This is a genomic window from Mycobacterium angelicum, assembly GCF_002086155.1.
Classification (GTDB): Bacteria; Actinomycetota; Actinomycetes; order Mycobacteriales; family Mycobacteriaceae; genus Mycobacterium; species Mycobacterium angelicum.
In genome coordinates this window covers 16,072-31,604 of the sequence record NZ_MVHE01000062.1, presented here as the reverse complement: position 1 = coordinate 31,604, position 15,533 = coordinate 16,072, and the positions used below count along the sequence as shown (strand labels likewise).

The following is a 15,533-nucleotide window of genomic DNA, read 5'->3' as shown; positions in this document are numbered from 1 at the left end:
GGGTTGGGCAGCAACCTCTACTTCAACGGCGGCGCCGGCGGGGCCGGCGGGTACGGCGGCAACATCGGCGGGACCGGCGAAAGGGGCGGCAACGCGGGGCTGTTCGGCAACGGCGGTAACGGCGGAGCCGGTGGCGCCGGCGGCGTGCTGGGCGGGGCCGGAGGCAACGGCGGTTCCGGCGCGCTCATCGGCAACGGCGGCAACGGCGGCAACGGCGGCACCGGCCCAACTCACGGCAGCCCCGGCGTCGGTGGCTCCGCGCTCATTGGCTCGGGCGGGTTGAACGGACTCGGATAATCGGCCTTGGCGGCAACGTCGCGAAATCAGTTGCGGGACAACAACTCCAGCAAATAGCTACCGTATCCGGATTTCACCAGCGGGCGGGCGCGTTCGGCCAACTGTTCGTCGTCGATCCAACCGCGCCGCCACGCAACTTCTTCGGGCACACTGACTTTCAACCCCTGCCGCAATTCCAGGGTGCGCACGAAATCGGAGGCGTCCAGCAGCGAGTCGAACGTACCGGTGTCCAGCCATGCCGTCCCGCGAGCCATCACCTCTACCGACAGCCGGCCCAGATCGAGGTAGATCTGGTTGACCTCGGTGATCTCGTACTCGCCGCGCGCCGACTTCTTCAGACCCCTCGCGATCTCGACCACGTCGTTGTCGTAGAAGTACAACCCCGGTACCGCGTAGTGGGACTTCGGCGTCTGCGGCTTCTCCTCAAGCGACAGCGCTATCCCGTCGTCGTCGAATTCGACGACTCCGTAGGCCGACGGGTTGGCCACCCAATAAGCGAAAATTGCTCCACCGCTAACGTTTTGGAACCGACTCAGACTGGTGCCCAGGCCGGGGCCGTAGAAGATGTTGTCGCCCAGCACCAAGGCCACCGAATCATTGCCGATGTGATCGGCGCCCAGCACGAACGCTTGCGCCAGGCCGTCGGGGTTGTCCTGCGTCACCCAGCTGAGGTTGATGCCGAATTGCGAGCCGTCGCCCAGGAGTCGCCGGAAGCCGGCCGCGTCGTGCGGCGTGGTAATCACCAGAATGTCGCGGATGCCGGCCATCATCAGCGTGGACAGCGGGTAGTAGACCATCGGTTTGTCGTAGACGGGTAGCAACTGCTTGCTGATGCCGATGGTGATCGGATGCAAGCGGGTGCCCGAACCACCGGCCAGGATGATCCCGCGCATGAGTTGGCCCCCCTGGCTATTCGACTAGGTCGGCTTCGGTGAGGTCGGTGGCCGCCAATGCCGATGCCAAGTCTTCGTGGCGAAATACCGAGGTGACATGGTCGCGGACCACGCGGAATGCCGACGCGGCGGTCGTGGCAGCCGGGCCGTCGGGCCCGTTGATCTCCTGCTCGACGACCACGACGCCGTCGTGCACGTACATCCGGCCGAGCTGCGCAGTGGCCGTCAGCGAACCGGCCCACTTGCGTAACGCCTCGTGGCCCTGCGCGGCTCCGTGCGCGTCGCCGAAATCGATATCGTCACTGGACAAAGCGACCAAGGTATCGAGGTCGGACTCATTGAGAGCATCGTGCCAAGCCAGGACGGTGGCGATCTCCGATGTGGTCATGGTCTGCAAGTCTAGAGAGGAGTATGGTCCAGCCACTTTTGCCATACGGCATCGTCGCCGAAGAACTCGATCCCGGTGTCGGCAACCGGAACTCGGCGCAGCATGGCCAGCAGCAACTCGGTGGCGCCACCGCGCAGAGCCGCGGAGCTCTTGCCGTGTTCGTGCGACCACGTTATTCGGCCGTCGTTGACGCCGATGGTCCATTCGCCGGCTTCACCCAGACCCGGGTCGGTGGCGTGCAGGTGGATGGTTTCGCCGCTTTCCAGCGGCAGCGCCGAACCGTTGCCGCCGGCCTGAATCGCAACGCGCTCAAGCCATTCGGTGATCCCGTCAGCGGCGATCTCGGCGTCGAGCGTGAACTCGCTTCCGATCGCGATGGTGGCGTCGGCCCGGTGCACGGCGACCTCGTGCAGTCTGCGCCGGATCCACCAGTTGGCCGGGCGGGTCCCCAGGAACGTCCATACCGGCGTTTCCACGCCCGACTGTTCGACGGCGTCGACCAACCGCTGCGCGCCGGCTTCCAACCACGAGATGGCGTCGTCGAGGTCTGGCGGCGGTTTGCCGCCTTCGACGCTGCGCGGATCGAGAAAGTCGTCGAGCTTGTCCTTGACGATCTGTGCCGCCCAGCGGTCGCCGCGACCGACGTGCCGGAAAAGCTGCTCGAGGCTCCAGCCCGGACACGACGGCACCGGTTTGGAGTGGTCTGCGTTGCGAACGAGCTCTGCAAAGGCGCGGTTTTCCGCGATGAACGCCGACGCGTGATCCACGTCGGTCACGCTACCTGCGCCGCTGGGTTATCCACAGTGCGAAGTTTGTCCACAACCCGGGCTTGGGCGGCGCTTTGTGTCGGACGCCATCGCTAGTATTCGAAAGTATGTTCGACACCTTTGGCGACAGCGCGCTGGTGGACGCGATCGGCGAGTCCGCCCGCGCGGAGTCCGCCGCGGCTGCGCGCCGGCTGGCCGCGATCGCCGAGTTGGTGGCCCGCGAAGCCATCGGTGAGACCGACTCCGGCCGCTGGTCCTGCGATAACTGGGACGCTATAGCCGCCCAAGTCGCCGCCGCCTTGAACATCAGCCACCCGATGGCCTCGGGCCAGATGTATCTGGCCATGGCCCTGCGCGACCGCTTGCCCAAACTGGCCGCCCTGCTGGCCGACGGCATCATCAGCCTGCGCCTGGCCACCTCGATCGTTTGGCGCACCTACCTGATCAAAGACCCCATAGCGCTGAGCCTCGTCGACGCCGCGCTCGCCACCGACGCCAGGCGCTACGGGCCGCTGTCGGTGGCCAAGACCGATGCGGCCATCGACGCCATCGTCAGCCGCCACGACCCCGCCGCCGTGCGGCGCAGTCAAGCCGCGGCCCGCGCGCGCGACGTGGTCATCTCCCCCGCCGACGACGACAACGGCACCGTCTCGCTGTGGGGTTCGTTGCTGGCCACCGACGGCGTAGCGGTGGATCGTCGGCTCACCCAAATGGCCCACCAAGTCTGCGACGACGACCCGCGCACCATCGGTCAGCGCCGCGCCGACGCCCTGGGCACCCTGGCAGTCGACGGCAAACGCCTCGCTTGCGCTTGCGCTAAACCCGATTGCCCGGCCCGCATCGATCGCGATCCACGGGCCGCGGCGGTGGTGATCCACGTGGTCGCCGATCCCGCATCGCTCAAGGCTGAGCCCGACCCACACGCGTCCGGTGCGGAGCCGACGCCGGTGACCGCAGCCGCAAAGCCGCCGACCCGCCTGCCCGCAGCGCAGATCTTCGGTGGCGGCACCGTACCTGCCCCGCTGCTCGTGCGACTGGCCGCCGCGGGCGCCAAGGTGACAACACTGAACTGCTTCACCGACGCGGTTCCCGAGTCGAGCTACCGCCCCTCGGCCGCGCTGGCCCGCTTCATCCGCTGCCGCGACATGACCTGCCGCTTTCCCGGCTGCGACGCCGCCGCCGAACTCTGCGACCTCGACCACACCATCGCCTACCCGTTCGGGCCCACGCACCCGTCCAACCTCAAATGCCTCTGTCGAAAACACCATTTGTTGAAGACCTTCTGGGACGGTCCCCGCGGCTGGCGCGACCGGCAGCTTCCCGACGGCACCGTCATCTGGACCGCACCCACCGGTCACACCTACACCACCCGGCCGGGCAGTCGGCTGCTGTTTCCCACCCTGTGCCTGCCCACAGGTGAAATATCCACCGACTCAACGGCCCAACCACAGTCCAGCTACCGGGGCCTGATGATGCCCATCCGGCGCCGTACCCGCCAGCAAGACCGGGACCAACGCATCAATACCGAGCGCGCTCTCAACTATCGCACTGGTAAATTGACAAGCTAAGTAATCGGGGTACGAGGTGATTGCATTGACATTCGACACAGTTGTCGCGAACGGCCGGTGGTTCGACGGCACCGGCGGGCCATCTGCCATCCGCAATATCGGCATCCGAGACGGTCGAGTCGCCGCGGTCAGCCCAACCCCGCTGGACACCGACGGCTGCACGAATGTGATTGATGCCCAGGGTAAGTGGGTGATTCCGGGAATCATCGACATCCACACCCACTACGACGCCGAGGTGCTGGCAGCGCCGTCGCTCTCGGAGTCCCTGCGGCACGGTGTCACCACGATCGTGATGGGTTCGTGCTCCCTGTCGACCATCCACGTCGACGCGGGCCAAGCCGCCGACCTGTTCGGCCGGGTGGAGGCGATTCCGCACGAGCACGTCATCCGCATCGTCGGCGAGCACAAGTCGTGGACTAACGCGCAGGAGTACATCGACGCGCTCGAATCGTTGCCGTTGGGTCCCAATGTGACCGCCTTCATCGGTCACTCCGACATGCGCACAGCGGTGATGGGTCTTGAGCGCGCCACTCGTAAAGACGTCCGCCCAACCGAGGCCGAGCAGGCTCGCATGGAAAAGATGCTGAGCGAGGCGCTCGACGCCGGCTTCCTCGGAATGTCTTCGCAGCAGCTGCTTTTCGACAAGATCGACGGCGAAACCTGCCGCTCACGTACCCTGCCATCGACCTACGCAAGAGGCCGGGAGCTACGCCGACTGAAAATGCTGCTGCGCCGCTGCGGGCGCGTCCTGCAGTCCGGCCCGGACATCAGCCACCCGCAGAACATCGTGTCGCAGGCCTTCCAGTCACTGGGAATCCGACGGCCCCGGCTGAAGACCAGCCTGCTGGCGTCCGCGGACATGAAGTCGACACCGGGCGGCGGCATGTGGCTGACCGGCCCACTGGCGGCGATCGTGAACCGGCTTGGCGGCGACTTCCGGTTCCAGCATCTACCGGTGCCCTTCGAGGTGTACGCCGACGGGATCGACCTGGTGGTGTTCGAGGAGTTCGGAGCCGGGGCTGCGGCTCTCCACCTCAAGAACCAACTCGAACGCAACGAGCTCCTGCGCGACGAGAAGTACCGGCGGCAATTCCGCAAGGACTACGACAACAAGTTCGCCCCCCGAGCCTGGCACCGCGACTTCTTTGACGCCGAGATTGTGTCCTGCCCTGACACGTCGCTGGTGGGCAAGTCGTTCGGCCAAGTGGGACAGGAGCGCGGCGGCCTGCACCCGGTCGACACCTTCCTCGACCTGGTGCTCGAGTATGGCACCGAAATCCGTTGGCGTACCACAATTTCCAACCACCGGCCACGCATGCTGCGGCGCATCGCTCGGCAGAACGGCATTCAAATAGGCTTCTCCGATGCGGGCGCCCATCTGCGCAACATGGCGTTCTACAACTGCGGACTGCGCCTGCTGCGGCACGTACGCGACGCCGCGAACGCGGGCGAACCGTTCATGTCGGTCGAACAAGCGGTGCATCGGCTCACCGGAGAACTTGCGGACTGGTACGGATTGGACGCCGGTCACTTACGCGTCGGCGACTGGGCAGACCTCGCGGTGATCGATCCCCAGCACCTCGACCACTCGCTGGATGCTTACCACGAGGCCAATATTGATGTGTATGGCGGACTTTCACGGATGGTGAACCGCAACGACGCGGCGGTCAACGCCGTCTTCGTCTCCGGCCGCCAGGTGTTCCGCGACGGTCAGCCCACCACGATTCTCGGCCGCGAGCGTACCGGCGGCTTCCTGCGCGCAGACGGTCGGCCCCGTAACGTGCCCAGGCCGGTTACGGCGTAGGCCGCCGCGAACCGAGCCTGAACACCCGCCACCCCGCCCGCTGCCAGTGGGCGGTATCCAAGCAATTGCGGCCGTCGACAATGACACGGGCCCGCACATGGTCGGCCAGGTCGGTGGGGTCGAGTTCGACGAACTCACGCCATTCGGTAAGCACCAGCACGGCATCCGCGCGTTCGCAGGCCTCCGCGACCGATACCGCGTAATTCAGCGTGGGGAATAGGCGATTCGCGTTCTCCAGGGCCTTCGGGTCGTACACATTGACCGCCGCTCCGTTGAGCTGCAGTTGGCCGGCGACGTTGAGCGCAGGGGAATCGCGCACGTCGTCGGACTCGGGTTTGAACGCCGCGCCCAGCACTGCGATGTTGGCGCCCAGCAGCGACCCGCCGCACGCCGCGGTGGCCAGTTCCACCATCCGGGTACGCCGGCGCATATTGATGCTGTCGACTTCGCGCAGGAACGTCAGCGCCTGATCGGCCCCCAGTTCGCCGGCCCGGGCCATGAACGCGCGTATGTCCTTGGGCAGGCAGCCACCGCCGAAACCCAAACCGGCGTTGAGGCATTGGCGACCAATGCGGGCGTCGTAGCCGAGCGCATCGGCTAGCAGACTGACGTCAGCGCCAGCGGCCTCGCACACCTCCGAGACGGCATTGATGAACGAAATCTTGGTCGCCAGAAAGGCGTTAGCGGAGACCTTGACCAACTCGGCTGTCTGCAAGTCGGTCACCAGGAACGGAACCCCCGAATCCAGCAGCGGCCCATACAGTTCCCGCACGGCCGCTTCGGCGCGAGTCGAATCGTCTTGCACCCCAAGTACAATGCGATCCGGATTCAGGGTGTCGCGGACCGCGAAGCCCTCGCGCAGAAATTCCGGATTCCAGGCGATTTCGACATCGACTCCAGCGGGAGCAAGCGCGTCGGCTCGGCGGCCCAGCTCGGCTGCGGTCCCGACCGGCACTGTCGACTTGCCGACCAGCACCGATGACCTGGTCAGACGCGGCACCAGGGCATCGATGACGGCGTGGACGTGGCGCAGATCGGCGCCGTATTCGCCCTTCTTCTGCGGCGTCCCGACGCCCAGGAAATGGACGTCGGCGAATTCGGCCGCCATGTCGTAGTCGGTAGTGAACTGCAATCGTCCCGCAGCGATGTTGGCGGTCAACAACTTTCGCAACCCCGGCTCGTAAAACGGGATATCACCGCCGGCCAGCTTGGCGACCTTACCGGGATCGATATCGACACCGACGACCTCGTGCCCCAGCTCTGCCATTCCGACCGCATGGGTGGCGCCCAGATAGCCCGTACCGAAAACGGTGCACCTCATACCACCGTGTGTAGGTGGCCGCGATGAGCGAACTGCATCGCGCCGCTGAACGGCAGATGACAGCTATCCGGCGAAATCAGAGGCCGGGAATGCCCGGGATGCCGAAACCACCGCCGCGGCCGTGGCCTCCGCCGCCGCCGTGGCCGCCGCCGTGGCCGTGACCCTCGTCGCCACCATGACCGCCCCCGCCGCCGGGGAACTGCGGACCGGGGAATCCACCGCCGCCACCGCCGGGGAACGGCAGTTGGATCGGCAACGGTATCGGCACCGGAACGGGAACGGGCGCCGGAGCCTGCGGTACCGGAGCAGGCGCCTCCGGTACCGGCGCGGGGGCCTGCGGAACAGGAGCCGGAGCCGGCGCCTGCTGCGGAATCGGAGCGGGAGCGGGAGCCTGCTGTGGAACCGGCGCGGGCTCTTGCGGCGCCGGCGCGGGGGCCCGCGGTGCCGGTGCCGGAGCTGGGGCCTGAGGCGCCGGCGCCGGCGCGGGCGCCGCCGGCGTCGGGTGCGCGGGCGCGACCAGATTCTGCCCGGGATTGGGTCGGGTCCCCGACGTCGTCCGCATGCTTACCGCCAGCGACACGACCAGCGACGCCACCCCGATGATGAAGATCGACACCAAAATGCTGCCGACCAGCCCGAACGGCTTGCGGTCGCGGTGCTCGTCGTCGACGTCGTCAAAGTAAGCGGCGTCCAGCGCATACGGGTCATGCGCACCGGTGCCGGGATCCTGGGCATAGGCGCGTGCTGCCGTGCTCGACACCAGCAACGGAGTGTGGGCCGATGCGAGTGCGGCCCCACGAGCCAGCGCGGTTTCCGGCTCCTCGGCCGCCGTCACCGGAAGCGAGGTCGCGGCCTCCAGCGCCGGCTTGATCAGCGGGATGTCGACTCCGGAGCCGACCACGAATACCGCGTCCGGATGCGTTTCCAGCGCCGCGGCGCCCGACACCAGCTCGGCCAGCTGCGCGACGGCCGCGTCGTCGTCGGCGGGCAGCAACTCGCGATGGATATCGGCGACTGAACCGTCAGTGCTGTCGACAACCGCGAGGGTCGCCGTGTCGGGTTCGATGAACAGCAGCGCGGTCTGGGCGTAATTGGTCGCATTGCCGACCGCTTGGGCCAGCGCCGCCGCGGCCAGAAATGCCGAGACCAGCATCACGTTCTCGACCTTGCGCTTGGCCAGCGCGTCGCGCAGCTCAGCGGCATCAACGGGGTCCGTCCAGGTCACGCCGGTAGACGCCAGCTGGTAGCCGCCCTCAGCCGCGCCCTCGCGCGTTCCCAGGATGGCCGAAATCACCTGCTCGGCTTTGCTGGGCGTCGTCGGGCCTTGGCCCGCATCGAGCGCGAATTTGTCCTCGTCGACGGTCGCGCCGTCGCCGTTTTCGCCCTCGACCAGCACCATCCGGACTGCCGTGGGCGCCATCGACACACCAAGTACGGTGTCCACAACTCCCCCAATAAAGACATCAGGTCCCCAACCCGTAACTGCAACTTTACCCGTACCGGGGAAATCCCCAGGTCAGCGAGGAAAGTGGCTGGTTAGTGGTGGCCGCCGAAGCCGCCATGGCCGCCGCCGAAGCCGCCGTGGCCGCCGCCGAAGCCGCCGTGGCCACCGCCGCCGAAGGGGCCGTGGCCGCCGTGGCCGCCGCCGCCGAAGGGGCCGTGGCCGCCGAAGGGGCCCCGACCGGGATTGAGCGACGGCACCCGGCCCCGTGGGCTCTGCTGGACCGGCACCCGCGGGGCCTGCGGGACTTGCGGACGAACCTGGGGCACCTTGGGCTGCGGGACGCGCACCGGAGGCTGCACCACCGGCGGACGCAACAGCGTTTGCGGGCCGGGGAGCTGAATCGGCGGCACCAGGATGGGCAAAACCGGCGGAACGACAACCTCCGGTTCGGGCACCGGAGCAGCAGGCAGAACCGGACCAGCCGGCGCCGGCGCAACCGGAGCCGGTGCCTGCGGCGGCAGGGCCCTGGGCGCCACCGGCGGCCGCGGCAGATCGATCTTGGGTTGCGGCGCGGCCACCTGAGTCGGCGCCTGCTGGGTGGGTGCGATGAAGTGGTTTTGGCTGGGTGTGGGCTGCAAAGCGACGGTCGGACGGATACCGATCGCCAGGGCAATCTCCAGCGCGATCACCGCGACGATGGCCACCACCGCAGCCGCGCTGCCGACGAGCAGCGCGGGCCGGCGTGCGCCGTCGTCGGCGCCGTCGTCGGACGTCTCGGCGTAGGCGAAGTCGTCCCGACCGGTGACGCACGCATCCTGGGCGTATGCCATTGCGGCAGTGGACGATGCGAACAATGGCGCGTTGCCCGACGCCAGCGCCGCGCCCCGAGCCAGCGCCATATCCGGCTCCTCGGGGACACTCACCGTCAGCGAGGTCGCGGCATCCAGCGCCGGCTTGATCAGTGGGACGTCGACGCCACTGCCGACGACGTACACACCCTCCGGGTGGGTGGCCAAAGTCTCTGCGGCAGAGACCATTTCGACGAGTTCAGCCACCGCGGCGTCGTCATCCTCGGCCAACAGCTTGCGATGCAGATCGCTGACCGACCCGTCGGCGGTATCCACCACCGCCAGCGTCGCGGCGTCGGGCTCGATGTAGAGGACCGCGGTGCGCTCATAGCCGACCGCGCCGCCGACTGCCTGGCCCAGCGCCGCCGTCGCCAAGAACGCCGAGACCAGCATGACGTTCTCGATCTTGCGCGCGGCCAGCGCGTCACGCAGCGCGGCTGCCTGCAGGTGATCGGTCCAGGTCACGCCGATAGCGGAAAGCCGAAGCCCGGCGTCGGCCGCCCCTTCGCGGGTGCCCAAAATGGCGGAGATCACCTGATCGGATGGGCTGGCGGCTTGGCCGCGACCTACCTGGAAGCTCTCTTCTTCGACGATGGCGCCGTCGCCGTCTTCCCCTTCGACCACGGCCACCCGGACCGCCGACGGTGCCATCGAAACCCCGAGTACGACGTCCAAAACCCCTCCCAAGGTCTTGCATACGGCCAGGTTCAGGCGGAGGGATGCCCGTTCTCAATGATCGCCGGTCAAGCTATGCCGGAGCTAGGTAGACCTTATGAAGTTTTGATACGACCGAGACGGCGTTGGCCCCCGCTGACCCTGGTATTTCGACCCTACTCGCGAACTGCCGTACGGATGCTCAGACGGGCTGGTTAGTCGCAAAATACATAGCTGGCCGATCTTCATGCCCGGCCACAGGGTTATCGGCAGGTTTGCCACATTGGACAGCTCGAGTGTGATGTGACCGCTGAAGCCCGGGTCGATGAAGCCCGCCGTGGAGTGCGTCAGCAAACCCAGCCGGCCCAGCGAGGACTTGCCTTCCAGCCGTCCGGCCAGGTCTTCCGGCAGGGTGCAGATCTCCAGCGTCGAGCCGAGCGCAAATTCTCCGGGGTGCAGCACAAATGGGTCACCCTTCGTGGGCTCCACGATGCTGGTCAGCTCGTCCTGTTGCTGGGCGGGGTCGATGTGGGTGTAGCGGGTGTTATTGAAAACCCGGAACATGCCGTCGAGTCGGACGTCGATGCTGGACGGCTGGACCAGGCTGTCGTCGAACGGGTCGAGGCCCAGCCGGCCGGCGGCGATTTCGGCTCTGAGGTCGCGATCGGAGAGCAGCACCCGACGAGCGTATCTGCCCGTCGTTTGCTCAGCGGAAGTAGATTTCCTCCCCGGTGGGGTAGCCGCCGCCGGTGGTGGTGATGTGGACGTGGTCGTAGTGGCCGTAGCCGCTGGTTTGCGCGCCGTTGGGTGTGTAGTAGACGCCCCGCCAAATGGCGTCTTGCATGCCGAACCGATTCGCGTTGTCCATCACGTACGCGACGATCTCATTTCCCAGCGCAATTCCCTCGGCACTGCCAGGGTCCGGGATCATCACGTCGAGCGCCAGGCCTCGGGGATGCCAGCCCAACGGATCCGGCCGGACGCCGCCGATTTGGCGGATCTCGGGGAAAGCCGCACTGATACTGCGCGCCACCAAGATTGTCCTGACCTGCAGTCCCTGCTCCGGTGCGACGCCGACGGGCAAAATGCGACTGTCGATACGCAACCTGGATGCTGATGCGAATTCGACTTCCGTGAAATGCATGCCGGCGCCACCGCGGGACATATTCGCGAGCGGCTCGTTGGCAACGATTGCCAAGCAACAATGTGCCCCGTCGGCAATGCCTTCCTCGGCAACGTCGCTGGCCGCGGCCGACGGGTGTACGTCGCCGGCCACGGCGAAGAACACCGCAGCGGCAGGCGCGACGAGCGCAGCCGTCACTACGGATGGCTTTCGCTTTCGACGCTTCCTGGCCAATTCATGCCGGCCCACCTCGAGGACTTTACGAGATAACGACAGATAACGAAAGGATAAATATTCGCATTTGTAGATGTGATGTGCGTTTATCGCACCGCCGCGGAATTGGGCTCAGCTACGGTTGTGGACGCTTGTGGGTTTCGACCGGACGCGGGAGATTGACATCAGCATTCTGACGACGGCGGCCTCGTTGGCCGCCTTTCCTGTCTTCGCCGGGATCGTCGGTGGCGTGGTGGCGGTCGTACGCACACCGCCCGCGGCAGTGGTCAGCGGCGTCCAGCACTTTGCCGCCGGCGTAGTCATGGCCGCGGTGGCCGGTGAAGTGCTGCCCGAGCTGCGCGCCAAGGGCCCACTGGGGCTGATCATCGTGGGTTTCAGTGTGGGGGTGGCACTGCTTGTGCTGCTGCGCCACTTCGGCGGCGAAGACGAAAACGCCGACAGCGCAACGCCATTCGGCTTTCTGGTCGTGGTCGCCGTCGACCTCTTCATCGACGGGTTGCTAGTGGCAACCGGCGCGACGGTGTCGCGGCGGACCGCGGTGATCATCGCGATTGCGCTGACGGTCGAGGTGCTGTTTCTGGGGCTGTCGGTGGCCTTGCGGTTGGCGGGTTCCGGAGTGTCCCGGGTGCGAGCCGCGGCGATGACGGCCGGGGTGAGCCTGGTGACTGCGGTGGGCGCGGTGCTGGGAGCACTTGTGTTGAGCGGAGCGGGAAACAATGTGCTGACCCTGGTGCTCGCGTTCGCGGCGGCGGCGCTGCTGTGGCTGGTGGTCGAGGAGCTTCTGGTCGAGGCGCATGAGGCGCCGGAGCGGCCGTGGATGGCGGTGATGTTCTTCGCCGGATTCCTGCTGTTGTACAGCCTGGGCGTGCTCGAATGACGCGGCGGCTCAGTACGTCCGGTACCAGCACACCTTCGAGTAAGAGATGCCGCGCCCTGCGCCACCGGTAGCCATGCACCACAGGTGACGCTTGGGAGCCGGCGTCGGTCCGGGAGTTGGACTGCCCGGCGACTGCGGGGCGGGGTCCGCGAGCGCCGGCGCTGTCGCCGGTTCGGTGCCGATCGGCATGGCGACCGGCAGTGCCGCCAGCGCAGCGATGCCTGCTACCGCTGCGACGCGGGCGACGAGCGGTTTGCGCGCGACGGTGTCCTCGTCCATGACGTCCCCTGCCAAAAAGGAAAGATTGCTTCCGCGCCTCGGTGTTTCGACCTTACTGCTGAACTGTCCTAGACGCGCTCCGGCGAGCTGGCAGCGGGTGCTAGCCTTCTTGGGCAACCGCGCCGATGTAGTTCAATGGCAGAACATCAGCTTCCCAAGCTGAATACGCGGGTTCGATTCCCGTCATCGGCTCCACTGTGATGTGTCAGGACATCGGAATAGCTCTGAACCTGCATTTTGGGTTCAGGGCTTTTTCTTTTGGTCGTCCGGTTGGGGTGTGGCGGGGTTGGTAGTCCCTGGTGGGGTCAAGGGTTAGTTGGCGTAGGAGTTGTCCTGCGGCGGCGTGGATGACGCGGATGTTGAGGTCTTGGATGAGGATGAGTACGCGGGTGCCGGCGTGGGTTCGGCCGATGCCCATGTGGTGGAGTCGGCCGGCGTGGCGCAGGGTGAGTTTACCGAATTAGTCGATGCGGTCGGTGCGGACTCGGTCGTAGGTGTCGAGACGTTGCCCGGGGACTGTGCGTTATCCCGCCCATACCCCGAATTGCCCGTAAGCACTTGGCCTCCTAACTCGCCAAGACGAGCCCTTTGCATCGAACTGGTGTTCGGGTAATGTCGGTTGTCGGTCAGGCCCCATTGGCGGGGCCATCGAGCTAGTAGAGGCCGCACGTGCAAACCATTTCTTTTTTCAATCACAAGGGCGGCGTCGGCAAGACCACGATGTTGTTCAACACCGCCATCGAGATGTATCGGCTCGGCATGCGGGTCTTGATGGTCGATCTTGACGCCCAGGCGAACTTGACGGCGATCAGCCTGCCCGACGAAATCTTGGCGGATCTCTACAACCGGTCTGCCGCAATGCAGACGGTCGCAGATGCTTTCCAACCACTCGTGGGCGGTTCAGGTGATGTCGAAACGCCCATCGCCCACGTTGTGCGCGATGAGGGGGTATGGCTAGCAGCTGGCGACCTGAGACTGTCTGACTTCGAGGGGATCATGCCAGGCGCGTGGCCTGAAGCACTGGCGGGATTTGAGCGAGGTTTCCGAGTAACGAGCGCGCCGTACCGCTTGATTCAAGAACTCGGCCAAGAGGTTCAGGCCGATTACGCATTTGTCGATCTCGGTCCGAACGTGGGCGCCCTGAATCGGGCTGTTTTACTTGGCAGCGACTACCTCGTCGTCCCGTTGGCCGCCGATTTGTTCTCGCTCCGAGCGCTTCCGAGCGTCGGCGGGAGCCTTGAGCGGTGGGTGCGCGAATGGGATACAGCAACGAAAGTCACCGATCCTGCCTCTTTGCCGTTTGCGATTCCAACCGGGCTGCCAAAGGTCTTGGGCTACGTCTCCCAGCAATTCAACATCTACCGCGGCGAGGCCACGATGGCCTTCTCGAATTGGATTGATCAGATGCCAGAAGCGATTGAGCAGGGACTTCTGCAGCCGTTGGCCCAATTCCCGGACGGAACCGGGGCAACACTCGCCGATCCGGCAGAGTCCGACGGTCCAGACTTAGGTGAGTTGAAGAACTATCACAGCCTGGTTCCACACGCCCAGACGATGCGACGCGCCATCTTCGAACTAGAAGCCGACGAGGTAATTCGAGGCAACCAGTTCACACGTGCGCGGGAAAGCGAAAATCATTTTCGCGCGCTATGCGAGAACATTCTGGATCGCACCGGCCAGGTTGCCCCCAACGCAGAACCGGTCGGCTAACCGCAAAGCGGCACGACGTTTCGCCATTGCAAGTAGCGCCTAGGACGCCGCCCTAGGCGCTGGGACTCTGAAGAATTGGTGATCGGGGCCCACATTGAGCGTCACCGTCTTACCCGCGTCTTGAATGAAGACGGTCATCCGAGTCCTTTCTCTGTTGAAACTCCGAATGATAGACACGAGCCCTCTCAACCCCGTTCCGCGTTGCCCGATCTGCAACGAGATGTAATCGCCAACACGCAGTGAACGCACAGCGACAAACGAGGCCGGACCCGCAAAACTAGGTTCACCAGAAGCGCCTTGCTCGCTAGCCGACTTGGCGCCGGGGATATCCCAAGGTGTGGTCCTGAAACCAGCCGCCTTCATGTCAGCTTTTGCCTGTTCCATGTATTCGTCCACTTGCCTCTTGAGTGTCTGCATGAAGCTGTCGACCGCACGGTTTGAGGTCGACTGCGTGTACTCGTCTTGGCCGACTTCCTTACGAAAGACGCTGAAGAAATTGTCTAATCGATCACCAGCAGTTTTGAAAGTCACGGGAGTAGCGAACGGTTCGGTGGTTGTTTGAAGCACAGCCAATATCGCTGCGTTTAACTGAGTCGCGGCCTCCAAGACGTGGCTCGGAGCGACCAGACGTAGCTTGTTGAAGGGCACGCCGATTCGTTTTGTGTTCTCCGACACCTTGGTTGCGTGTTCCACCTTGATATCTACGTTCGGGTCAGTGATCCCTACGCGGTTGTAGAACTTGTCGCGAATTGAGTTGAAGGCGCCCTTGATATCGACAGAGTTCATGAGGATGTCGGACGCCACCTCTGTGAACTCTATTGCCGCCGAATACAGAGTCTCTTCCCGGCGCAACTTATCCTCGCGCTCCTCTTTTTCTCGGCGCAGCTTGTCTTCGCGAGCATCCTTTTGCGCCTGCAGCCTTTCATCCTGATCAGCCTTCAGCGTGTGCATCTTCTCTTCTTGTGTGCCCTTGCGCCGGTCGCTTGCTCTCACCGACCTGGCGGTGATGACCGGGCCTACGGTCCCCGCGACGATTGCACCGAGCGGCACGCCCCACCAAAGGCCTGGCTGAGTGAAAAAGTCGGACACCGCGCTCACAGCTGCCATTGTCCCAAACACCACCGACACACTCGACGTCTCGACGCGCATCGGTTTCGTACCCCGCCGGTACCGCCGTCTGCACCCATACCGGACCCGTACGGCCTTCTTCTTGCCGCAGTCGTGCGCTAGCCATACCTAAGTGCAGTAGTAGCCCAATTCCGACGAGGGACCGGGATTTGCCGACCAGGCCAAATCGCTCACCTGACCGGACAGGGAAATAGCTTC

15 protein-coding genes and 1 tRNA gene are annotated in these 15,533 nt (G+C 65.2%); 6 read left to right on the top strand and 10 right to left on the bottom strand.

Going from position 1 to position 15,533, the window contains the following annotated elements:
- Positions 1–297: hypothetical protein (locus BST12_RS23795; protein WP_211281348.1), on the top strand; the 297-nt coding region annotated here is incomplete at its 5' end.
- 26 nt (positions 298–323) lie between these two features.
- Here the strand turns inward: BST12_RS23795 and rfbA are convergent.
- From rfbA to BST12_RS23780, 3 genes are read right to left on the bottom strand one after another with little or no spacing between them, the layout of a single operon-like run.
- On the bottom strand, positions 324–1,190 hold the full coding sequence (rfbA, locus tag BST12_RS23790; protein WP_083115707.1) for a glucose-1-phosphate thymidylyltransferase RfbA: 867 nt from the start codon (positions 1,188–1,190) through the stop codon (positions 324–326).
- A gap of 16 nt (positions 1,191–1,206) precedes the next feature.
- On the bottom strand, positions 1,207–1,578 hold the full coding sequence (locus tag BST12_RS23785) for a nuclear transport factor 2 family protein (RefSeq protein WP_083115713.1): 372 nt from the start codon (positions 1,576–1,578) through the stop codon (positions 1,207–1,209).
- Between the two features lie 11 nt (positions 1,579–1,589).
- Positions 1,590–2,345, bottom strand: a complete 756-nt coding sequence (locus tag BST12_RS23780) for a maleylpyruvate isomerase family mycothiol-dependent enzyme (protein WP_083115712.1) — start codon at positions 2,343–2,345, stop codon at positions 1,590–1,592.
- A 107-nt stretch (positions 2,346–2,452) separates the two neighbouring features.
- Here BST12_RS23780 and BST12_RS23775 point away from each other — a divergent pair, with 107 nt between their 5' ends.
- Together BST12_RS23775 and BST12_RS23770 are read left to right on the top strand one after the other, a co-directional pair.
- Positions 2,453–3,913 carry an HNH endonuclease signature motif containing protein gene (locus BST12_RS23775; RefSeq protein WP_083115706.1) on the top strand — a complete coding sequence of 487 codons (1,461 nt, stop codon included), beginning with the start codon at positions 2,453–2,455 and terminating at the stop codon, positions 3,911–3,913.
- Positions 3,914–3,938: 25 nt separating this feature from the next.
- Entirely contained in the window at positions 3,939–5,717 is a 1,779-nt protein-coding gene (locus BST12_RS23770) for an N-acyl-D-amino-acid deacylase family protein (protein ID WP_083115711.1), read from the top strand.
- On the opposite strand, the gene BST12_RS23765 is transcribed toward BST12_RS23770, so the two are convergent.
- The 5 genes from BST12_RS23765 to BST12_RS23745 form a co-directional block, all read right to left on the bottom strand.
- On the bottom strand, positions 5,707–7,038 hold the full coding sequence (locus BST12_RS23765) for a UDP-glucose dehydrogenase family protein (protein ID WP_083115705.1): 1,332 nt from the start codon (positions 7,036–7,038) through the stop codon (positions 5,707–5,709). The genes BST12_RS23770 and BST12_RS23765 overlap by 11 nt on opposite strands.
- Before the next feature lie 76 nt (positions 7,039–7,114).
- Entirely contained in the window at positions 7,115–8,482 is a 1,368-nt protein-coding gene (locus BST12_RS23760; protein ID WP_425437412.1) for a DUF7159 family protein, read from the bottom strand.
- 92 nt (positions 8,483–8,574) lie between these two features.
- Positions 8,575–10,005: a DUF7159 family protein gene (locus BST12_RS23755; RefSeq protein ID WP_139801874.1), complete on the bottom strand. Its 1,431-nt coding sequence runs from the start codon at positions 10,003–10,005 to the stop codon at positions 8,575–8,577.
- 84 nt (positions 10,006–10,089) lie between these two features.
- Positions 10,090–10,662 (bottom strand): dCTP deaminase, encoded by a 573-nt coding sequence (gene dcd / locus BST12_RS23750; RefSeq protein ID WP_083115703.1) that lies wholly within the window; start codon positions 10,660–10,662, stop codon positions 10,090–10,092.
- Positions 10,663–10,690: 28 nt separating this feature from the next.
- Positions 10,691–11,356 carry a VldE C-terminal domain-containing protein gene (locus tag BST12_RS23745; protein ID WP_083115702.1) on the bottom strand — a complete coding sequence of 222 codons (666 nt, stop codon included), beginning with the start codon at positions 11,354–11,356 and terminating at the stop codon, positions 10,691–10,693.
- A 118-nt stretch (positions 11,357–11,474) separates the two neighbouring features.
- Here BST12_RS23745 and BST12_RS23740 point away from each other — a divergent pair, with 118 nt between their 5' ends.
- Positions 11,475–12,218, top strand: coding sequence for a ZIP family metal transporter (locus tag BST12_RS23740; protein ID WP_245850525.1), 744 nt, complete (start codon positions 11,475–11,477; stop codon positions 12,216–12,218).
- A 9-nt stretch (positions 12,219–12,227) separates the two neighbouring features.
- Here BST12_RS23740 and BST12_RS23735 read toward each other — a convergent pair whose 3' ends face one another.
- On the bottom strand, positions 12,228–12,497 hold the full coding sequence (locus BST12_RS23735; RefSeq protein ID WP_083115701.1) for a hypothetical protein: 270 nt from the start codon (positions 12,495–12,497) through the stop codon (positions 12,228–12,230).
- A gap of 121 nt (positions 12,498–12,618) precedes the next feature.
- On the opposite strand from BST12_RS23735, the gene BST12_RS23730 reads away from it, so the two are divergent.
- Positions 12,619–12,692, top strand: a tRNA-Gly gene (locus BST12_RS23730).
- 474 nt (positions 12,693–13,166) lie between these two features.
- Positions 13,167–14,207 (top strand): ParA family protein, encoded by a 1,041-nt coding sequence (locus tag BST12_RS23720; RefSeq protein WP_083115699.1) that lies wholly within the window; start codon positions 13,167–13,169, stop codon positions 14,205–14,207.
- 39 nt (positions 14,208–14,246) lie between these two features.
- Here the strand turns inward: BST12_RS23720 and BST12_RS23715 are convergent, their stop codons facing one another.
- Complete coding sequence (locus BST12_RS23715) at positions 14,247–15,305, bottom strand: hypothetical protein (RefSeq protein WP_139801873.1); 1,059 nt, start codon at positions 15,303–15,305, stop codon at positions 14,247–14,249.
- Positions 15,306–15,533 lie beyond the last annotated feature (228 nt).